The 20231-nt window shown below is 35.0% G+C and carries 26 protein-coding genes and 6 tRNA genes; 23 read left to right on the top strand and 9 right to left on the bottom strand.

Features of this window, described 5'->3' with window-relative positions; genetic code table 11:
* Nucleotides 1–276 carry a hypothetical protein gene (locus ABZC13_RS09285; RefSeq protein WP_373002710.1) on the bottom strand — a complete coding sequence of 92 codons (276 nt, stop codon included), beginning with the start codon at nt 274–276 and terminating at the stop codon, nt 1–3.
* A gap of 2 nt (nt 277–278) precedes the next feature.
* Entirely contained in the window at nt 279–1616 is a 1338-nt protein-coding gene (locus ABZC13_RS09280) for a sodium-dependent transporter (protein WP_373002708.1), read from the bottom strand.
* A 144-nt stretch (nt 1617–1760) separates the two neighbouring features.
* Between ABZC13_RS09280 and ABZC13_RS09275 the strand changes: the two genes are divergently transcribed.
* The 7 genes from ABZC13_RS09275 (at nt 1761) to ABZC13_RS09245 (ending at nt 2756) form a co-directional block, all read left to right on the top strand.
* Nucleotides 1761–1838: transfer RNA gene (locus ABZC13_RS09275), tRNA-Pro, on the top strand.
* A gap of 25 nt (nt 1839–1863) precedes the next feature.
* Nucleotides 1864–1940: transfer RNA gene (locus ABZC13_RS09270), tRNA-His, on the top strand.
* Between the two features lie 55 nt (nt 1941–1995).
* Nucleotides 1996–2072: transfer RNA gene (locus ABZC13_RS09265), tRNA-Arg, on the top strand.
* Between the two features lie 80 nt (nt 2073–2152).
* Nucleotides 2153–2229: transfer RNA gene (locus ABZC13_RS09260), tRNA-Arg, on the top strand.
* Nucleotides 2230–2261: 32 nt separating this feature from the next.
* Nucleotides 2262–2346, top strand: a tRNA-Leu gene (locus tag ABZC13_RS09255).
* 48 nt (nt 2347–2394) lie between these two features.
* Nucleotides 2395–2479: transfer RNA gene (locus ABZC13_RS09250), tRNA-Leu, on the top strand.
* 142 nt (nt 2480–2621) lie between these two features.
* Nucleotides 2622–2756, top strand: a complete 135-nt coding sequence (locus ABZC13_RS09245; protein WP_373002706.1) for a hypothetical protein — start codon at nt 2622–2624, stop codon at nt 2754–2756.
* A gap of 63 nt (nt 2757–2819) precedes the next feature.
* On the opposite strand, the gene ABZC13_RS09240 is transcribed toward ABZC13_RS09245, so the two are convergent.
* Entirely contained in the window at nt 2820–5228 is a 2409-nt protein-coding gene (locus ABZC13_RS09240; RefSeq protein WP_373002704.1) for an EAL domain-containing protein, read from the bottom strand.
* Between the two features lie 234 nt (nt 5229–5462).
* On the opposite strand from ABZC13_RS09240, the gene ABZC13_RS09235 reads away from it, so the two are divergent.
* Entirely contained in the window at nt 5463–6728 is a 1266-nt protein-coding gene (locus ABZC13_RS09235; protein WP_373002702.1) for a malic enzyme-like NAD(P)-binding protein, read from the top strand.
* A gap of 1 nt (nt 6729) precedes the next feature.
* Here ABZC13_RS09235 and ABZC13_RS09230 read toward each other — a convergent pair whose 3' ends face one another.
* The 3 genes from ABZC13_RS09230 to ABZC13_RS09220 are packed head-to-tail and all read right to left on the bottom strand — an operon-like array spanning nt 6730 to nt 10408.
* On the bottom strand, nt 6730–8817 hold the full coding sequence (locus ABZC13_RS09230) for an EAL domain-containing protein (RefSeq protein WP_373002700.1): 2088 nt from the start codon (nt 8815–8817) through the stop codon (nt 6730–6732).
* Nucleotides 8814–9734, bottom strand: a complete 921-nt coding sequence (locus ABZC13_RS09225; protein WP_373002698.1) for a cytochrome-c peroxidase — start codon at nt 9732–9734, stop codon at nt 8814–8816. Before ABZC13_RS09225 ends, ABZC13_RS09230 begins: the two co-directional genes overlap by 4 nt.
* A gap of 26 nt (nt 9735–9760) precedes the next feature.
* Nucleotides 9761–10408, bottom strand: a complete 648-nt coding sequence (locus tag ABZC13_RS09220) for an MqnA/MqnD/SBP family protein (protein WP_373002696.1) — start codon at nt 10406–10408, stop codon at nt 9761–9763.
* 197 nt (nt 10409–10605) lie between these two features.
* Between ABZC13_RS09220 and ABZC13_RS09215 the strand changes: the two genes are divergently transcribed.
* From ABZC13_RS09215 to ABZC13_RS09200, 4 genes are read left to right on the top strand one after another with little or no spacing between them, the layout of a single operon-like run.
* Nucleotides 10606–10827 (top strand): MoaD/ThiS family protein, encoded by a 222-nt coding sequence (locus ABZC13_RS09215; protein ID WP_373002694.1) that lies wholly within the window; start codon nt 10606–10608, stop codon nt 10825–10827.
* 3 nt (nt 10828–10830) lie between these two features.
* Entirely contained in the window at nt 10831–11268 is a 438-nt protein-coding gene (locus ABZC13_RS09210) for a molybdenum cofactor biosynthesis protein MoaE (protein ID WP_373002692.1), read from the top strand.
* Nucleotides 11265–12482, top strand: a complete 1218-nt coding sequence (locus ABZC13_RS09205) for a molybdopterin molybdotransferase MoeA (RefSeq protein WP_373002689.1) — start codon at nt 11265–11267, stop codon at nt 12480–12482. The genes ABZC13_RS09210 and ABZC13_RS09205 overlap by 4 nt, the downstream gene beginning before the upstream one ends.
* A complete protein-coding gene (locus ABZC13_RS09200; RefSeq protein ID WP_373002687.1) occupies nt 12483–13034 on the top strand; it encodes a hypothetical protein in 552 nt (183 codons plus the stop codon). It abuts the gene before it with no gap.
* Between the two features lie 15 nt (nt 13035–13049).
* On the opposite strand, the gene ABZC13_RS09195 is transcribed toward ABZC13_RS09200, so the two are convergent.
* The 3 genes from ABZC13_RS09195 to ABZC13_RS09185 form a co-directional block, all read right to left on the bottom strand.
* Complete coding sequence (locus ABZC13_RS09195) at nt 13050–13541, bottom strand: cytochrome P460 family protein (protein WP_373002685.1); 492 nt, start codon at nt 13539–13541, stop codon at nt 13050–13052.
* A gap of 61 nt (nt 13542–13602) precedes the next feature.
* Complete coding sequence (locus ABZC13_RS09190; RefSeq protein WP_373002683.1) at nt 13603–14148, bottom strand: ribonuclease HII; 546 nt, start codon at nt 14146–14148, stop codon at nt 13603–13605.
* A gap of 3 nt (nt 14149–14151) precedes the next feature.
* Complete coding sequence (locus ABZC13_RS09185) at nt 14152–15216, bottom strand: ATP-binding protein (RefSeq protein WP_373002680.1); 1065 nt, start codon at nt 15214–15216, stop codon at nt 14152–14154.
* A 156-nt stretch (nt 15217–15372) separates the two neighbouring features.
* Here ABZC13_RS09185 and rpsJ point away from each other — a divergent pair, with 156 nt between their 5' ends.
* From rpsJ to rpsQ, 11 genes are read left to right on the top strand one after another with little or no spacing between them, the layout of a single operon-like run.
* Nucleotides 15373–15684 carry a 30S ribosomal protein S10 gene (rpsJ, locus tag ABZC13_RS09180; protein WP_194366916.1) on the top strand — a complete coding sequence of 104 codons (312 nt, stop codon included), beginning with the start codon at nt 15373–15375 and terminating at the stop codon, nt 15682–15684.
* A gap of 9 nt (nt 15685–15693) precedes the next feature.
* Complete coding sequence (gene rplC / locus ABZC13_RS09175) at nt 15694–16269, top strand: 50S ribosomal protein L3 (protein ID WP_373002677.1); 576 nt, start codon at nt 15694–15696, stop codon at nt 16267–16269.
* A complete protein-coding gene (gene rplD, locus ABZC13_RS09170) occupies nt 16269–16883 on the top strand; it encodes a 50S ribosomal protein L4 (RefSeq protein WP_373002675.1) in 615 nt (204 codons plus the stop codon). Before rplC ends, rplD begins: the two co-directional genes overlap by 1 nt.
* The gene (locus tag ABZC13_RS09165) at nt 16883–17164 is read left to right on the top strand and encodes a 50S ribosomal protein L23 (protein ID WP_008339166.1); all 282 of its coding nucleotides are present in this window, start codon (nt 16883–16885) and stop codon (nt 17162–17164) included. Before rplD ends, ABZC13_RS09165 begins: the two co-directional genes overlap by 1 nt.
* A gap of 1 nt (nt 17165) precedes the next feature.
* Entirely contained in the window at nt 17166–18011 is an 846-nt protein-coding gene (gene rplB, locus ABZC13_RS09160) for a 50S ribosomal protein L2 (protein WP_373002673.1), read from the top strand.
* The gene (gene rpsS / locus ABZC13_RS09155; protein ID WP_373002671.1) at nt 18011–18286 is read left to right on the top strand and encodes a 30S ribosomal protein S19; all 276 of its coding nucleotides are present in this window, start codon (nt 18011–18013) and stop codon (nt 18284–18286) included. Before rplB ends, rpsS begins: the two co-directional genes overlap by 1 nt.
* Before the next feature lie 2 nt (nt 18287–18288).
* Nucleotides 18289–18606 (top strand): 50S ribosomal protein L22, encoded by a 318-nt coding sequence (rplV, locus tag ABZC13_RS09150; RefSeq protein ID WP_373002669.1) that lies wholly within the window; start codon nt 18289–18291, stop codon nt 18604–18606.
* Between the two features lies 1 nt (nt 18607).
* The gene (gene rpsC / locus ABZC13_RS09145) at nt 18608–19309 is read left to right on the top strand and encodes a 30S ribosomal protein S3 (protein ID WP_373002667.1); all 702 of its coding nucleotides are present in this window, start codon (nt 18608–18610) and stop codon (nt 19307–19309) included.
* Nucleotides 19310–19311: 2 nt separating this feature from the next.
* Nucleotides 19312–19737, top strand: coding sequence for a 50S ribosomal protein L16 (gene rplP, locus ABZC13_RS09140; protein ID WP_373002665.1), 426 nt, complete (start codon nt 19312–19314; stop codon nt 19735–19737).
* On the top strand, nt 19724–19912 hold the full coding sequence (gene rpmC / locus ABZC13_RS09135; RefSeq protein WP_373002663.1) for a 50S ribosomal protein L29: 189 nt from the start codon (nt 19724–19726) through the stop codon (nt 19910–19912). The genes rplP and rpmC overlap by 14 nt, the downstream gene beginning before the upstream one ends.
* Nucleotides 19913–19922: 10 nt before the next feature.
* A complete protein-coding gene (gene rpsQ / locus ABZC13_RS09130) occupies nt 19923–20171 on the top strand; it encodes a 30S ribosomal protein S17 (RefSeq protein WP_294964879.1) in 249 nt (82 codons plus the stop codon).
* Nucleotides 20172–20231 lie beyond the last annotated feature (60 nt).

Here is a 20231-nt window from a genome sequence, read left to right as displayed (position 1 = left end):
TTAAATTTCAATATTCTTTGACAAATGTGTCATTAACAGAAGTTGTCCCATGCCTTCAAAGAATTTATCAACTCCCATATCTTTAGCATCCAATGCTTTTTGCAGGGCAGCATAAAAAACCAACTGAGACTCTTGAGAAGCTTGCATAAATGTATCAATAATATACTCAAAAGTCATGCTATGAACTTCTCCGTTTACATCAAAATCTATAGTAGAATTTGCATCTATTCCTTCATCTATTAGTATCTGTTTGCACTGTCTTGTAATCTGATCCATAATTATAAAATTCCCATTAAAGATAACATAACTATAAACATAGCTATTGGTGTGATATAGCGAAGTGAGAAGTACCAAGCTTCAAATGCAAAGCCCAACTGAGGTTTCAAGATTGATTCTACTCTCTGTTTCTCAATAACAAAACCCACAAACAGCGCCATAATCAGTCCACCAAGAGGAAGCATGACAGCAGCTGTAAAATGATCAACCCAGTCAAAGAAGTTTTTATCTCCGAATGTAAGAGCTTCTTTATATCCATCTATGTTTGAGAGTAGGGCAATGATACCTATAAGATAGAAGAATAGACCCATTGCGACAGAAGACTTTAATCTACTCCAAGCAAATCTGTCTATAAAGTACTGAACCATGGGCTCAACTAGAGATACGGAAGATGTAAGACCTGCAAAGGCAAGAGCTAAGAAGAATAAGACGGCAAAGAAATTACCAATAATTCCCATCTCATAAAAAGCAGCAGGAAGTGAGATGAAAACTAAACCAGGACCTTTTGCGGGGCCTGCTCCATATTGATAAAGAAATGTAAAAAGCATAAGTCCTGCCACAATGGCTATGGTAGTATCTAAAAATACTACCCAAAAAGCATTTTGGACAAGATTAGAATTTTTCTCCATAGAAGCTGAGTAAGTCATTATTGCACCCATACCAAGGGAAAGAGTAAAGAAGGCATGACCAACAGCAGTTACAAAAGCCTCAGAGTCTATCTTAGACCAATCTGGTTCAAACATAAAACTAACTGCTCTAGCAAATGAGTCAAGTGTAGTGGCATAGGCAAACATTCCTAGTAAAATAATCATAAGAGTCGGCATTAAAACCATATTTACTTTTTCAATCCCGCCTTTAATACCTCTTGTTAAAACGTGAGTTATCCATATAAATGCAATTGTATGATAAAAGAGTTGTGTCCAGATGTCCGTATGAAGCATAGCGTTGAATGTAGTTTCAGCTTCTTCGACTGTAGCAGGAAGAGAAGATAGGGATGTGACTATATAATGAAATATCCATCCAATAACGACAGAATAGAAAATCATAATAAAAAGACCGGCTAGCCCTTGAAAGCCTCCATATTTCCAAATATGTTTGTGTTTAGGTGCCAAATCTTCAAAAGATGTGACTCCATCTTTTCTTCCCATGTATCCTATTAACATCTCAGCTATCATTATTGAAAAGCCGATGAGTAAAACTGTAATAAGATATATTAGAACAAATGCTCCACCACCATACTCACCTGCAATATATGGAAATTTCCAAATATTACCAAGCCCAACTGCACTCCCAGCAGCTGCTAAAATAAACCCAATTCTACTAAATCTAGCTATTTTCATATGTAATATTCCCCTTAAATCGAAGCAATTATACTAGAAAATTAAAATATATGAAAGAATTGTCAAAAAAGCATTGACATTTCAAAAGTTATTGACTATAATTTCGCCTCATTAATCAGCGTAAAGCTAGGTTTTTGTACAGGTCGGGGTGTAGCTCAGTATGGTTAGAGTACCTGGTTTGGGACCAGGGGGCCGAAGGTTCGAGTCCTTTCACCCCGACCACTTTTATATTTATAACTTTCGTATGGTGAGATTAGCTCAGTTGGTTAGAGCACTGGTTTGTGGTGCCGGGGGTCGCGGGTTCGAATCCCGTATCTCACCCCATTCAATAATCATAAATATAAAAACTTTTTAAAATAACTAATAAAATTAATTGGAAGCGTTCGTGGCTCAACTGGATAGAGTTTCGGATTTCGGCTCCGAGGGTTATAGGTTCGAATCCTATCGGGCGTACCACCTTTTTACATATGCTAGCCGCTTGGGCACTGAAGCTATGGTTTTTACGAAACCAAAAAATCTAAAAACAAGTGCAATTTGCCTCCTTAGCTCAGCTGGATAGAGCAACGCCCTTCTAAGGCGTAGGCCACACGTTCGAATCGTGTAGGGGGTACCATTTATTAATGTTATGAATTCTGCTTTATTTACGCGGATGTGGTGAAATTGGTATACACGCCAGACTTAGGATCTGGTGCCGCAAGGCGTGGAGGTTCAAGTCCTCTCATCCGCACCATTTATAAAGCAGAATTCATAACATTAGTATTTTTTTTAACAATCACATGCGGATGTGGTGAAATTGGTATACACGCCAGACTTAGGATCTGGTGCCGCAAGGCGTGGAGGTTCAAGTCCTCTCATCCGCACCATCAACTTATTCAACTCTTTTACAATCCCATAAAATAAATACTTCAAACTTTAATTAGCATCCTTTAAACTGTTTACTAGACTACTTACACTCAACTAACACTACGATGTTAAAATACGCTATCTCAAAACAAAGGAATAAATATGAAAAAGTTTATTACGTTAGCATTATTAGTCGGAGCTTTAGCTTCAAGTGCATTTGCTCATCATATGGCAGCTTATGAAGATGCCGGAGTTAATATTCCGTCTACGTCACCACATTTAGACATGGTTTTTTAAAAAAAAATAGTATAAGTATTTAAAGATTACGGCGCTTTTGTTTGGCGTCGTAACTTCCCACTCTTAAAAATTATCAACAAATTCCCTAAACTCACCTATTTCTATCGGTTTTGAAAAAAAGTATCCTTGTACCTTGTTGCAGTGTAAGTATTTTAAAGTATCTATATGCTCTTGTGTCTCAGAACCTTCAGCTATAACATCTTTGCCTAATGCACTAGCCATTGCGATAATAGTTGCTACAATAGATCTGTCATCTTCATCTTTGTCAATATCAAGTACAAAACTGCGATCTATTTTAATCGTTTGAGCAGGTAGTTTTTTGAGATAGCTAAGTGATGAGTAACCAGTTCCAAAATCATCAATAGATAGTTTGAAGCCTTTAGAAGATAATTCTTTTAAAATAATTAGAGCTTTGTCTATATTACTCATAATGTGAGATTCTGTAATCTCAAGTTCAACATAACTTTTGTCGATGCCTATTTCATTAACAAGTGAGCATATGTCATCAATAAAACTTTCTTTTTCTAACTGTTTAGAAGATACATTTATAGATACTGTTAGTCTGTGACCTACCTCATGCAATGCTTTTGTATCAATAAGAGCCTGTTTAGCAATCCAGAGTCCTAAGTTGTATATTTGTCCCGTCTCTTCTGATATGGCAATAAACTTATCCGGTCGCACGAGTCCAAGTTCTGGGTGCTTCCAGCGTGCTAGTGCTTCCATCCCATAAACTTTTTTTGTTTCTAGATTTACTTTTGGCTGATAGACTATGAATATTTCATTATTACTAACGGCATTACGTAAACCATCTTCTAAAAATAGACGTTCTGTGATTTTCTCATTCATAGTCTGTGTATAAAACTGAAAGTTGTTTTTTCCACTTGCTTTTACTTGGTACATAGCTGTATCGGCAGCTTTAACTAACTCATCATAGCTTTCACCGTCATCCGGATAGATGCTTACACCGATGCTGACACCGGTATATATTTCTTTTTCTTCTATCATTATAGGTTTTTTAAATGAGGCAATGATTTTCTCAGCAATTGGAATAACATCCATAATAGAATTTATATCTTCTACTAATATTGTAAACTCGTCTCCACCTAAACGTGCAAGAGTATCCTGCTCTCTGAGAGTTTCTTTAATGGTATTAGCAACTTCTATTAAAAAGATATCACCCATAAAGTGACCAAGTGTATCATTTACATTCTTGAAATTATCCATATCAATAAAGATAAGAGCCATTTTTTTATCATTACGTTTTGTAAATGGCATCCTACTGACTACACGCTCTTCAAAAAGCACTCTATTTGGAAGTTCTGTAAGTGCATCAAAATATGCAAGATTATGAATGAGTTTTTCTTGCTCTTTTTTCTTGCTGATATCATTTGTTATCGAGATATAGTTTGTTAAAGTACCTTCATCATTATGTAAAGCTATAATGTGCATCTCTGCCGTATATCTTTCAGAATTTTTTTTACGGTCGATTATTTCACCATTCCATTGTCCGTGATGATTAATATCATCCCACATTTTTTGATAGAATGCTTCGTCATGCCAACCTGAACTAAAAGCTTTTGGTGTGTTTCCTTCAAGTTCTTCAGTTGTGTAGCCTGTTATTTTAGTAAATGCTTCGTTTACTTTGATAATTTTTTGATTAGCGTCTGTGATTACAACACCATCACTCATTTTAGAAAAAACTTCAGATGCCAACATTAGCTCGTTTTGAGCTATTTTCTGCTTTGTGATATCATGAACAGTCCCAATTGATCTAGTAACATTTCCTTCTATGTCAAACTCATGTTCGCATCTCTCTTCTACAAAACCAATCTCACCATTCTTGCGAACTATACGATGTGTAACATGATAGCCACGTTTACCTGCTACTGAATCTGTATAACTTCTGTTAACAAGATCAACATCGTCCGGGTGAATATATTCTAAAAATGCCTCGTATGTAGCACCAAACTCTTGAGGTTGAAGTCCAAAAATACGATAGACTTCATCCGACCAAAAAAGATCATTTGTAGCCAGGTTTAGTTCCCAGTGACCAATATTAGCAAGTTCTTGTGCTTTGTTTAGACCATATTCTAGTTTTTTTAAGTTCTCTTTTTCTTCATTAAAATCTGTAATATCCCAGAATATTCCAAGTACAGCTATGACATCACCGTTGGAGTAAAGAGGTTTCTTTACAGTTCTTATGGTTCTGTATTCACCATCTATTAGGATAGGTTCAATTGTATCAATAACTTGTTCATTTTGTATGACCAGAGAATCATCATCACGATATTTATCAGCAATCTCTTTTGGAAAAAAATCTAAATCATTTTTCCCTATGATAGAATTTGCATCTTCTCCAACTAGTTTGGCATAAGTAGTATTTACAAAAAGGTAAGTTGAATTAATATCTTTAACAAAGATGTTTTGTTCTAATGTATTAAGTATCAGGTTGTTATCGATATTGAAATTCACACAGTTACCTTTCAAGTATAATTTTTTATAATCATATTTTATCAAATTGTCAGTTAAAAGTTCTTGTAATCTTTTGTAAACATAAATGTCTCAGTTTTGTGATTACTATTTCACTTTTATTAAGTCATAATTAAAACAGAAATAGTTGTATATAGATTAGAATAACTTATGAAAAAGTATATATAAATTTATATTAAGATATAATTTCAAAAATAAAATTGAGGATTTTGTCTTATGTCTAAAACATCTACTACAGATCAAGAAGCTCTTGATTATCATGAATTTCCAAGTCCAGGAAAAATATCAGTTGAGACTACAAAACCTGTGGCAACTCAAAAAGACTTATCATTAGCATACACTCCCGGTGTTGCTGTTCCATGTTTGGCAATTGAAGAAAATCCTGAAGATGCATACAGATATACTTCAAAGAAGAATCTTGTTGCCGTTATCTCAAACGGAACAGCAGTTTTGGGACTTGGTAATATAGGTGCATTGGCATCTAAGCCGGTTATGGAAGGAAAGGGCGTATTGTTTAAAAGCTTCTCCGGGCTTGATTGTTTTGACATAGAAGTAGATACCGAGAGTGTAGACAGATTTTGTTCTGTCGTGACAGCAATAGCTCCAACTTTTGGTGGAATTAATTTAGAAGATATAAAAGCACCAGAATGTTTTGAGATAGAAAGAAGACTTGTAGAAGAGTTAGATATACCAGTAATGCATGACGATCAGCACGGAACAGCAGTAATATCTGCTGCGGGGATCATAAACGCCTGTGAAGTTACGCATAGAAAGATTGAAGACCTTAAAATTGTAGTTGTTGGAGCAGGTGCTGCTGCAATATCTTGTGCAAGATTATATAAAAAGCTTGGTGCCAGAGAGATTTATATGCTTGATTCTAAAGGTGTTGTTCACAATGGTAGAAGTGATTTAAATGCATATAAGAGAGAATTCTGTGCGGGAGGATATATGACCCACTCAGAAGTTTTTGACTGTGCTGATGTTGTTGTAGGGCTCTCAAAACCTGGTACATTTACAATAGAAGATATTATGACTATGGCAAATGAGCCTATTGTATTTACTCTGGCAAATCCGACACCTGAAGTTTTTCCAGAGGATGTTATGAAAGCTAGACCGGATGCTGTTGTAGCAACTGGTAGAAGTGACTTTGATAATCAAGTAAACAATGTTCTAGGTTTTCCATTTATATTTAGAGGTGCGATGGACGTTCGAGCAAAAAAGATAAACGATGAGATGAAACTAGCCGCTGCTCATGCACTTGCTGATCTAGCTCGTACAGAAGTACCAAAAGATATTTGTGAGCTATATGCTAAAGAGATCAAGTTTGGTAAAGACTATCTTATTCCAAAGCCGTTTGATAAAAGACTAATTGTAGAAATCTCTAGTGCTGTAGCTCAGGCTGCAGTAGATAGTGGTGCATCTGATATGAAAGACTTTAATATCAAAACATACAGAAAAGAGTTGGCTAAGATATTAAAATAGTTTAAATTATTACTCTGTCATCCTCTAAAGGTCTCTCTAGCGGTTGACTGAAGTAGTATCCCTGTGCATACTCTACACCGATCTCTTGAAGTAGAAGTGCTACCTCTCTCGTCTCAACAAACTCAGCAACATTTTTCATATTCATTCCATTTGAGAACTTATGTATACTAGTTAACATATGAAGCTTTTTATCATCTGTCTCTATCTCACTAACAATTGATCCGTCAATCTTTACTAGATCAATATCTAGGTTAGAGAAGTATGAGAAGTTAGAGTAGCCTGTTCCAAAATCATCTATAAGGATTTTTGAACCAAAAACATGAAGTTTAGTAATGAAGTCTTGAACGACCTGCAAGTTCTGCAAATTCTCTGATTCCAGTAGTTCAATATCCAATCTATTCGCTACATCAGGATTAGCATTTAAAGTCTCAAATAACATATGAGTCAGTTTAGCATCTAGTATATCTATCATAGAAATATTTATAGAAAATCTATATTGAGGGAACTCTTTAGCCATTTTAAGAGTTTTTTCTATCATAGTCTTAGTGATGAAGTGGTAATAAGAACTCTTTTTAGAAATATTTAAAAATTTATATGGTGGTAGAAATGTTCCATCTTCAAGTCTTAGTCTAACAAGAGCTTCATATTTTTCTATCTTAGATGTCTTTAGATTTATAATAGGTTGAAAAAATGGAACTATTTTATCGTTTTTAACAGCAGTTTTTATCTGCTCGATTGTATTCATATTTTCTTTTACATCTGTTTTGATATTTAGGTTGTCGTTATACTCTAAAATTCTTTGTGTGTGATCTTTTTTAAGTAGTTTTAGTGCTAAGTCGGTATTTTCTAAAATAGGGACTGTAGAGTTACTCGCAATACTAACAAGTAGATGAAGAGTCAAGTCATAAACTATAAAGTCATAATTAGATATTTTTTTCTCAAGTTTTTTTGCTATTTCTAACGCGTTTTCGCTTGAGATTTTATTAAATAGTATTCCAAACTCATCACCGCCGAGACGGTAGATGCAAGTATTTGGACGATTAGAAAACTCATCTTTTAAGATTTGCGCTAATTCTTGAAGTATTACATTTCCTACATCGTTTCCGTAGATATCATTTATATATTTAAATCCGTCAATATTTATAATAAGAAGGTGAGGTTCTCTGATCTTTTGCAGCTGAATCTCAAAAGCTCTTCTGTTATGCAGGTCTGTTAAGTGATCATATGAGAGTGAGTGTTCTAGCGAAGCTGTTATATCTTGCAGTTTTTTGTTTTCTTTTAGATATTTTACAAACAGCACAATTATGAGAAACAAAGATGAGATAAACACACTAAAGAGTATAAATGCAAACATATCAAGTGCTTTAAAATCACTCAGTGCAACTTTTGAGAAATCTATTTTCAACTTCTCCAGATAGCTGTGAATATCGTTGTTTAGAACAGTCTTTGTAGTCTGCATAAAGATTGGATATCTGTTTATCAGGTACTTAGAATGAAGGTTGAAGTTATCAATAAAGCTTTGAGTCTTGATATCAGTGGATTTAGATTTTATTAAAAAATTATTATGATTTATGTAATCAAGATCCTGCATTCTTTTTGCATCGTTGAAGTGTTTTAAAATCTTTGTAGCATGTATGAAAAGATCTCTATCTTTGTTTTGTAAAAAAGTTGCTTCATCTATACGTCTGCTTAAAAATACCAAAGAGTTTTTTATACCAGCGTTTAGCATGATATACTCTTCTATATTTTGTAGATTAAGGCTTATATCCTTTTGCAGTGATAGTATACTTTCCTTAGTCTGTGCATATGTACTATCATTTAATATTTCAGACTCTTGTATATCTCTATAGGTTTTCTCAACTCTATTTATAGTAGCTGATATCTCGTCTTGGTTGTGGTAAGCGTAGATTGAGTTTTGAAGTATTTGGTGTTCAAGGTCTATGTTGGCATTTTCCAATGCATTTACAGATAAAAGAAACTCTCTGTGTTGTTTAGTGAAATCTTTTTGGATTATATAGAAGTATACGATGGCAATAGATGATATTATTCCAAGACCCAGTACTATGAACATAAGTTGTTTTAGTTTCATTTTTCTTCCAGTATTTTAGGTTTCTCACCATCAAGTGTTTTCAAAAAAGCTATAATCTTTTCAACTTCCTTATCTTCAAGCTTAATTCCTAAATTATGTTTAGCCATAATAGTTAAGGCTTCTTTGAGTGTTTTAGCACTTCCATCATGAAAGTAAGGGGCTGTTTTATTAATATTTCTAAGCGTAGGAACTTTAAATACATTCTTATGATTTGGATTGTTTGTAATCTTGCTTCTGTCTGGATAATCACTCTTTAGTTCATACTCTAAGAATGTTCCCATTTTCTGAAATGAATTGCCACCGATATTAATACCGTTATGGCAGGTAATACATCCGTTTTGCTTAAAAAGTATGTAGCCCTCTTTTTCATCTTTTGTAAGTTGAATCTCATCTCTTAAAAATCTATCAAATTTTGAGTTTGGCGTAGTTAGAGCATTCTCAAACTCTACTATAGCTTCAAGAACTTGAGTGTAAGAAATATATGAAGTACCATATACTGATTTAAATAGTCTTTTATACTCAATAGAATCATTTATTCTATTCTCAACAGTTTTAGCATCCATATTATGTTCGGCTGGATTATTTATAGGACCATCAGCTTGTTGTGTCAGGTTTCTTGCTCGTCCATTCCAAAACTGTTTAAAGTTATATCTAGAGTTTAAAACTGTGGGTGATTGGATATTACCTTTTTTGTTTGCATAACCGCTCGAGACAACATTTGAATCTGCCCCGCCATCAAAAACGTTGTGGCAACTAACACATGCTGTTGAGTTATCTTTAGATAAAATAGTATCAAAAAATAATTTTTTGCCAAGTTTTGCTTTTTCAAGATTGAATTTTACTTCAGTAGGAATCGGTGATATCGGTTCATTTGCAAAAAGTGTAAGAGTAATAATAAGTAATAAAAATGTCTTCATCATTGGGACATTTTAACATAAAATTGTCAGTTTTTGACACTTTTATAGAAAAGTGAGAGACCTTTCTTCGCCTTATGGTCTAAATCGTACGATATATGCGATAGATAGTAGAGTATATCTTTTTTTGATATTTCTGTTCTAATTGATGCTGAATTGAGAAGATATTGTGGTATTTTAACTCTTTGTTTTGAAAACAGTTTCTCTATGTTTTTGTACATTTCTTGATCTTTATGGTAACAAAGTAGAGCGAAAACAAATGGTAGGTTGTATTTTTTGTTCCACTGAGCAGCTAAATCTATATTAGGCTTACCTTGAAGATAGTGCTTTAGAGCTTTGTCACCAATGAGAACTTTACCTTTGATATCTAAGATTTGAGCTAGTACATTGGAGCTTGCTGATTCTATATCAGCTTCATTTTTTACATCGGGAACTACAAGAACACTAAGAACTTCTTTTTTTGCGATGATTCCAAGATTTACATGCCTATATTTTTTTGCACTGATACTTGAGATAAAAGCTGCATCCACTCTGCGAGATAGGAACTTTTCATTGATTTTTGCAGGAACACCACGCTTATAATGCATACTCATGCTCTGCTGAGAACTCTTGGTAAAACGCTTCATAAAAACATGAAAAGGTAATAAATTTAAATACTCAATTTTTCCAAAAACCAAATCCAACTCCAAAATAAATTGATTGAAATTATACATGACTTAACTTATCTTAGATATAATCTCGTCAATATTGATAAAAATCATCAAGCTTTAGTGACCGAAGCGGTCCAAGCGTAGGAAAAGGAACTAGTTCCTTTTTCGTTAAAAGAGATGGAGGTTCCCTTCATTTTATGGAATGAAATTAAGGAGATAGCATTATGGTAAAAGTAGAGTTTTTAGGCCCTATTCAAAAAGAGCCCTTAGAGTTAGAAATTACAAATTTAAATGAATTAGCAACAATACTGCAAGATGATCCGCAGATGCAGGAGTGGTTAGAAAACTCAGCAGTTGCAGTAAACGATACGCTTGTTAGCAGTAGAGATTTTGTTTTAAAAGACGGTGACAAAGTAGCACTACTCCCTCCGGTTTGCGGAGGCTGATAGATGCTATATCTTTATAACGGATCTTTAGACGTACCGACTATTTTAAAAGATTGGTATGAGCAAGAAGCTACTAGTAATTATGGTGCTTACATCCCTTTTGTTGGAACTGTAAGAAGCGAAGATGATATTGATGGACTTAGTTTTGATATTTATGAACCTATTTTAGAGAAGTGGTTTAATGACTGGCAAGACAAGGCAAAAGAAAAAGGTGCAGTAATAAAAATGGCACACTCTCGTGGAGATGTAATGCTTCATGAGTCATCTTATATAGCTGCAGTCTTTTCTCCAAAAAGACGTGTTGCTCTAGAATTTATAGATGAGTTTGTTGAAGACTTCAAGGCTTCTGCTCCTATCTGGAAATATGATCTTCGAAATGGAAAAAGAATCTATGCATTAGATAGATCAACAGCTATAAAAGGGAGTGGAATTTTAAAATGAAATTACTATCTTATGAGACAAGCCAAAATATGTTAGACCTATTAGATATAGGAAGCTTTAGAAGTGAGAACTTACCATTAAGTTCTACTCTTGGAAGAATCCTAGCTGATGATATCGTTGCAGAGTATAATGACCCTCAGTTTCCAACAGCTTCTATGGATGGTTATGCCGTTAAGCACGCAGACTTAGATAGTGATAGCATCTCGATACTTGGATATAACCCTGCCGGGAATGATGAAAGAAGAGTTCTTTCAGACGGAGAATGTATTAAGACTTTCACAGGTTCTATGATGCCAGAGGGTGCAGATACTCTTATTCAAATAGAAAACGTTAGCGTAAGCGAGAACAGTGATAAAATCTATATAGATGAAAAAGTTAGTTTTGGATCTTCAGTTCGTCCTATTGGTGAAGGATACAAAGCTGGCGATGTGCTGATAAAAAAAGGTACGAAAATCGGCTTTGCTGAGATTGGTGTAATGGCTGGCCTGAACAAGGTGATGGTTAAAGTTGCTCTTAAACCTAGAGTAGCTGTTATCTCTACGGGTAGTGAGATTTTAGACCTTGGTGAGCAGAGTGATAATCCGGCACAGATCAGAAGTTCAAACAACTATACTCTATGTGCTCTATTTGAGCAAGCCGGTGCAGATGCTATACAGCTTGGAACTGCGCCTGATGACAGAGACGAGATAATGCAGACTTTTGAAAATGCGCTTGCATCTGCTGATATACTTATCAGTACAGGTGGTGTAAGTGTCGGTGATTATGACTTTGTAAAAGATATAGTTCCGCGTCTTGGTGCTGAAGTAGTTTACAAGGGTGTGGCTATTAAGCCAGGAAAGCATATTATGGTTGCGCAAAGAGAAGGAAAGTTCATCTTAGCTCTACCTGGTTTTGCATACTCTTCAACTGTGGTTTCTATACTTTATGGACTACCTCTTATATCTAAGATGCTAGGTAAAAGTGAACCATATAAAAGAGTAGAAGCAAAACTAAGCGAGAGATTTACAAAACGAAGTCGCCTGACAGAATTTACAGCATGTAACGTTGAAGTTGTTGACGGTGAATATTTTGTAAATTTTGAAGACAAAAAAGTTGGAAGTTCTGCAATACTAACTAACATGTTAAACGGCAGCGCTTTAATGGTAACGGGCGAAGATGACGGTGACTTGGAAGAGGGCACTTTTGTAAATGTAATTTTATTGGAGAATTTTTAAATGAAAGCATATTCGATTGACTCAACTACACAAGAAGTAAAAGAGATAGATATAGAGATGCAGGCTAATACCGTGTATAGCTTTTTTAATTCTATTCTAACAGATGAACTTTCTACACTTGATAAACATACTATCCATAGTGATGCAGATGCAATATCAAAAAATATGGAACCATTTTTTATAGGTGAACAACTTATAGTTGGAAATGCACTTATTGTCGGTAAAGATGGTTTGTTTGATACAGATGCTACTATCCCTAAAGATGATTTAGAATCACTTGTAAGCTATGAAGTAACACCTTTTTACAAGAAGGTTTTAAATCTTATCAAAGATACTGATATTAATTTATATAGAATATTTGAAGTTACAAAAGAGCAAGAAGATATCAAACTAAATACTGAATGGGTACTTTACGTCTTCAATATGGCTGATGATAGAACGAAAGAATACTTTTTAGAAGAACTTAATAAAGCGGTAGAAGCTAAAAAAGATATTACTATTCATATGCAAAATATGGCGATTCTTGCTTTAAATGCAACAGCTAACCAATAATACTTTACTCTGGAGCTATTTTTCATACAGCTCTAGATCCGGAATTACTTTCTCAAACGCAAAGTTTACATCATCTATCTTTTTCATAACGCTTTTACTAAACATATAATCAGCCTCTTTTACTAATTTATGACAAGAGATACAGTGTTGGATTTTTCCTTTTTCATAAACATCGTCACCTTTTGGATTTGATACAGCATAGAACCAATCTCCATTCTCGCTATCATATCCCTTATACATCTTCTCCATAATAACAACACGTACCAATATTTTTTTACCTTTGTCTTGATAAAGTGGTTTATATACTATCGCTCCAATAGGGTATTTTTTTTCTTTATTGATGTAGGCTAGAGTTGCTTTTTTGTTTGTAAATATTTCTATATAAGCATTATGAGCTTCAGAGTCTATAACTGTAGGCGTAAGCTTGTAATGTTTGTCCCAGTTTTCATAATTATCTTGTGCTAAGAGAGATACTATAAAAAATAGCATTGGAAATAAAAACTTCATCGCCTTTCCTTCCACTACAATTATAGTACTTCAAATGATAAAAAACTATTATATATATAAATTAAAAGAGAGTTGCCTGAAGAGCTTTAAGTTTATAACTTCTTCTATGAATATCGCAGTAACCATGTTTTTTAATCATCTCTACATGAAGAGCGGTTCCATATCCTTTGTGCTTTTCAAATTGATACTCAGGATATTTTTTTGCTTCTATTAAAATATCTCTATCATGCGTAACTTTTGCGAGTATGGATGCAGCGCTAACTTCTGCAACTTTGCCATCTGCTTTTATCATAGTAGGCAGTCCGACAACTCCAAAGTTAGAGTTACCGTCAAATAGATACTCTTCGCACTCTAAGTTTTCTATGATCTCTTCAAGTCCTCGCTTGATGCAAAGTGATATACCATCAGCATCTATTGCTTGGGGAGATATCTTTACTACATGATAAGTAGAATCTTTTACTATAAGCTCATAAAGAGCCTCTCTTTTTTTTTCAGTAAGTTTTTTAGAATCATTCAGACCTTCTATATGAGAATTTAGTATGCATCCAGCCATTACTAAGTCTCCTGCTATCGGTCCACGTCCAGCTTCATCTATACCACACAACATATATTAATCTCCTATCGCCCATATATCAAATGGTAGCATCTCAACCTTTGAAAATGGGTGACTCACACTACCTTCTCTATTCATTGTAATGGCTGTAACTTTTTTTATACCGTAACTAAATATAAATGCTTCTATTGCTTCCATCTTTTTAAATAGTGTTCTCTCATCCGCAAATGGCTTACATAGTATAACTTCATCCTGATCTGGAATATAAAAATCAATTCCATCGTCATAAAAACAATCAATACCTGATTTTAAAAGCTCAAGATATACCATATTCTCAAAAAGTCTGCCAAAGTGTTTATCTAGACTAAGTGCTGACTTTAGAGATATATCACATAGGTAGATTTTTTTTGTAGCCTTTGGATGATTATTTTTCTCCAGCAGATGTATATAATTTTTTGCATATAGATTTTCATATGATTTATATAATTTGTCTTTTGATACTTTTCTAGTCTGTTTGAGTCTCTCATATATAGAGTATGGAGATAGCTTTTGAGCCATCATCTTCGCACAAAGAACCAGTATGTCAAACTCCATCTCATCAAGAGCATACTTTAGTGTCTTTTGAATATAGATAGTTCTCTCATCACTATGTACCTTATGCATAGATGGAAAGCCGCCAAGTTGAAAGAAGTGGTTTAGTGCATTTGAATCATACTTATGCTCATAAGCTAAAAACTCTTCATAATCAAGTGGATAAAGTTGTACAGTGTTAAGATAATCTATATCTAAATGAGTTTCACAGCATATGATAAGCTGAGACACATTTACTATCTTGATTTCTTTTTTATAATTATCTAAAACCAATGTGTCAATTTTGTTTAGATTACAAAATCTAGCCAGAGTGTTGTTTAACTCTTTTATATCTATTCTTATGTCACTGCAATCTATATACAGATAACTGTTTTTTTTCAGACCGAGAAGATAATTTTTAGCCAGTTTAGATTTTCCGCTTTGAGAAATTCCATTTATCTGATAACTTGAATCTTCTAAATATACTTTTCTAAAGTGAAATTTATCTAAATGAATATCAGTCTTATATAGTTCTTGTAGTAATATTTCCATAAAGCAATTTTATCATTTCCTTCCTTAAAGGAAATAAATTTTAAGGAATTTCACTTTTTACCCCCTAAAACCTTGGATATGAACTTTTGTTTGGGTACAATTCCACTCCCTTAATATAGTTAGGCAAGACCTAACGAGTTCTTTAGAAGGAAAAACATGGAAAAAATTCGTTTAAAATTGAAAGCATACGATCATCGTGTATTAGATAGATCAGTAGCATCAATAGTTGAGGCTGTAAAGCGTACAGGTGCCGTAATTCGTGGTCCGATCCCTTTACCAACAAAGATTCGTAAATATACAGTATTGAAATCAGTTCACGTTAACAAAAAAGCGCGTGAGCAATTTGAAATTCGTATGCACGCTAGAGTTATCGATATCGTTTCTGCTACGCCAGAAACAGTAGATTCTCTAATGAAGCTTGATCTTGCACCGGAAGTGGACGTTGAAGTTCGCTCTATGGATAAGTAGGAGTAGGTCGTGGAATATATTGTTGAAAAAATCGGTATGAGCCGTACAATCACAGTACCAAGTCAAGCTGTTACTCTTTTAAGAGTTTTAGACGCTAAGGTTTGTGAAGTTAATGAAGGCACTGCAATTGTAGCTTACAATAGCGGTAAAAAAATGAATAAATCAATTGAAGGTCAGCAAAAGAAATATAGCCTTTCATCTGAGTTTAACCGTTTTGTTACTTTAGAAGTATCAAACACTGAAGCTGGTGATTTAGATTTAGCACCTTTAGCAGAAGCTAAAGTTTTAAAATCTACTTTTACTACTAAAGGTCGCGGTTTTGCTGGAGCAATGAAACGTTGGAATTTCTCTGGTGGTCCTGCATCTCACGGTCATAGATTTGGTCGTAGAACAGGTTCAATCGGTAATGCAGAGTGGCCAGGTCGTGTAATGAAAGGTAAGAAAATGCCAGGACATTACGGAAATACACAAAATAGTGTTAAGAATGAGATCGTTTCTTTCGACGCTGAAAACAACATCATCGCGGTGTCTGGTTCAGTTTCAGGAGCTAATGGTTCTTTAGGTCGTGTAAAGGTAGCTAAATAATGAGCGCAATCGTTTTAAATGATAAAATGGAAAAAGCATCTGAGTTAGCATTACCAGAGAGTTTTTCTGGTATTAATCCTCACAACTTATATTTGTATGTTAAGTCAGCTCAGGCTGCACAACGTGCAAACACTGCTACTACAAAAGGTAGAAGTGAAGTTAGAGGTGGTGGTAAGAAACCATGGGCTCAAAAAGGTGGCGGACGCGCTCGTGCTGGTTCACGTCGTTCTCCTATCTTTGTGGGTGGTGGTAAAGCATTTGGTTCTAAGAACAATCGTAATTATGACCTTAAAGTAAATAAGAAGCAAAAGAAACTTGCTCTTAACTTTGCTCTTAACGAGCATGCACAAAACGGTAGTCTTTTCATCGTTGACAGCATTGAAATCGCATCTGGTAAAACTAAAGATGCAGCGGCAATGTTTAAAGCACTAAATCAAAGAGATGTACTAATAGTAAAATCTCTTTTAGATGAAAATACTTTTTTAGCGTTTGATAATCTTTCAAGTACTTATGTAATTGAATCAAATGAATTAAATGCTTATTTAGCTGCTAATTATCGTTCTATAGTGATCGAAAAAGCGGTATGGGACAATCTTGTAGGTGAGGCTAAATAATGGCAGATATTACAGATATTAAATCTATACTTTATACAGAGAAGACTTTAGGAATGCAAGAAGACAACGTTATCGTTGTACAAACTTCTCCACGTATGACTAAAACAGGTCTTAAAGAGGTTTTTCGTGAGTATTTTGGAATAGTTCCATCAAACATTAACTCACTTAATCAAAGCGGGAAAGTTAAACGTTTCCGTGGTGTTGCTGGTAAACAAAATGACTTTAAAAAGTTTTATGTTAAGTTACCAGAGGGTGCACAAATAGAAAGTTTGGCGGTATAAGATGGCAATTAAAACTTATAGACCGATAACTCCATCTCGTCGTTTTTATACTAATGTTGATTCGTCTGACATTACTGCAAAAGCAAGTGTTCGTTCATTACTTGTTAAGTTACCTACTCATGCAGGTCGTAACAACAATGGTCGTATTACATCTCGTCACCGTCAAGCTGGTGCTAAGAAACTTTACCGTATCGTTGATTTCAAAAGAAATAAATTTGATATCCCTGCTACTGTAAGTGCTATAGAGTATGATCCATACCGTAACTGTCGTATTGCACTAGTTACATACGCTGATGGTGAGAAGAGATATATTCTTCAACCAAAAGGTTTATGTGTAGGTGATAGTATCCAATCAGCTGAGGCTGGTTTAGATATTCAACCTGGTAATACAATGAAATTGAAAAATATCCCAGTGGGTACATTAATTCATAATATCGAGCTTAAAACTGGTAAAGGTGGACAAATGTGTCGTGCTGCTGGAACTTCTGCTCAGATTATGGGTCGTGATGGTAAATATGTTTCACTTCGTATGCCTTCATCTGAAATGCGTTTAGTATTAGGTGAGTGTTTAGCTACTGTTGGTTCAGTTGGTAACGAAGAGTTTGGTAACATTGTTATCGCTAAAGCTGGTCGTCAGCGTCACTTAGGTATTCGTCCTCAAACTCGTGGTTCTGCAATGAATCCAATTGATCACCCGCATGGTGGTGGTGAAGGTAAAACGAACTCAGGTCGTCATCCAGTTACTCCATGGGGTAAACCAACGAAGGGTGCTAAAACTCGTCGTAAGAAAGCTAGTGATAAACTTATTATTACTCGCCGTAAACCAAATGCAAAAAGGGTAGGCTAATGGCTCGTTCAGTAAAAAAAGGTCCATTTATTGATGACCATTTAATGAAAAAAGTTGAAGCAGCTAAGGCTGAAGGCAACAAAAAACCTATTAAAACTTGGTCAAGAAGATCTATGGTTCTTCCTGTAATGGTTGGTTTAACATTAAATGTTCACAACGGACGTCAATTTATTCCTGTATATATTACAGAGAATCATATTGGTTATAAACTTGGTGAGTTTTCACCAACTCGTACATTCAAGGGCCATAAGGGCTCTGTTCAGAAGAAGGGGTAGTCATGGCTAGAGCATTATTAAAGTTTATCCGTGTATCACCAATTAAATCTCGTCTTATTGCAAGAGAAGTTCAAGGTATGAATGCAGAACTTGCATTAGCATCTTTAGAATTTACTCCTAATAAGGCAGCTAAAATCATCGCTAAAGTAATCGCTTCTGCAGTTGCTAACAGTGGTAGTGAAGCTGAAGATTGTACTATTACATCATGTCGTATTGATAATGGTCCTGTTCTTAAGAGATTCCGTCCAAGAGCACGTGGTATGGCATCTGGAATCAGAAAGCCTACAGCACATATCTTAGTAGAAGTAGAGGGTAAATAATATGGGTCAAAAAGTTAATCCTATTGGTTTACGTCTTGGTATCAACCGTAATTGGGAGAGCCGTTGGTTCCCTAATTTTAAAACTGCTCCGGCAGCTTTAGGTGAAGATCACAAGATTCGTACATTTTTGAAAAAAGAGCTTTACTATGCTGGTGTTGCTAACATCATTATAGAAAGAACAATTAAGAGACTTCGTGTAACTATCGTTGCAGCTCGCCCTGGTATCATTATTGGTAAAAAAGGTGCGGACATTGAAAAACTTAAGACTTCACTTCAAAAGTTAATTGGTAAAACAGTTTCTGTTAATATCAAAGAAGAGAAAAAAGCTCAAACTTCAGCACAACTTGTTGCTGAGAATGTTGCTACTCAGTTAGAACGTCGTGTTGCTTTCCGTCGTGCTATGAAGAAAGTTATGCAAGGTGCACAACGTTCTGGCGCTAAAGGTATCAAAGTTGCAGTTGCAGGCCGTCTTGGTGGAGCTGAAATGGCTCGTACTGAGTGGTACTTAGAGGGACGTGTTCCTTTACATACTCTTCGTGCAAAAATTGATTATGGTTTCGCAGAAGCTCATACTACATACGGTATTATCGGTGTTAAAGTATGGATCTTCAAAGGTGAGGTACTTACTAAAGGTATCCCTGCAGAAGCAAAAGAAGAGAAAAACGAGCGCCCAAGAAAACGTGCTCCGAGAAAGGCTGATTAATCATGTTAATGCCAAAAAGAACAAAATATCGTAAAGTAATGAAGGGACGTAACCGTGGTTACGCTCGTTCTGGTTATACATTAGCATTTGGTGATATCGCATTTAAAGCGGTTGAAGCAGGTCGTATTAACTCACGTCAGATTGAAGCAGCTCGTATTTCAGCTACTCGTCACATTAAAAGAAATGGTAAGATTTGGATTCGTGTATTCCCTGCTAAACCGTTAACTGCTAAGCCTCTTGAAACTCGTATGGGTAAAGGTAAGGGTTCAGTTGACCAGTGGGTTATGAACATTAAACCAGGTCGTATAATTTTTGAAATGGCTGGTGTTCCTCATGATTTAGCTCGTGAAGCGCTAACTCTTGCAATGCACAAATTACCATTCAAAACTAAAATAATTACTGCGGAGATGAGCAATGAAATATTCTGATTTAGCAGATAAAAATTCAGCAGAGCTTAATGCTATGCTAAAAGAAAAGAAAACAGAACTGTTTACTTTAAAAATAAAACAAAAGATGATGCAATTAAATAACACTAGCGAACTACGTATCGCTAAAAAAGACATTGCTAAAATCAACACTGCGCTTACTGCAGTGGCAAACTAGGGGCTTGGTAATGACACATAAGCGTGAAATTCAAGGTAAAGTAGTTACAATTGCAGGCGAAAAAACGGTATCTATCGTTGTTGAACGTCGTGTAATGCATCCTCGTTACCACAAAGTTGTAAAACGTTTCAAAAAGTACTTAGTACATGATGAGCGTAATGAAGTAAAAGTTGGTGATGAGATTATTGCAATCGAATGTCGTCCACTTTCTAAGACTAAATCTTTTAGACTTAAAACAGTAGTATCAGGAGCTAAGTAATGATCCAAGGTTTTACTCGTTTAGTTGTAGCTGATAATACAGGTGCAAAAGAGATTATGT

The sequence above is a fragment of the Sulfurimonas sp. genome (assembly GCF_041563035.1).
GTDB lineage: Bacteria > Campylobacterota > Campylobacteria > Campylobacterales > Sulfurimonadaceae > Sulfurimonas.
The sequence above is the reverse complement of the archived record's forward strand: the minus strand, read 5'-3'. Positions and strand labels throughout refer to the sequence as shown.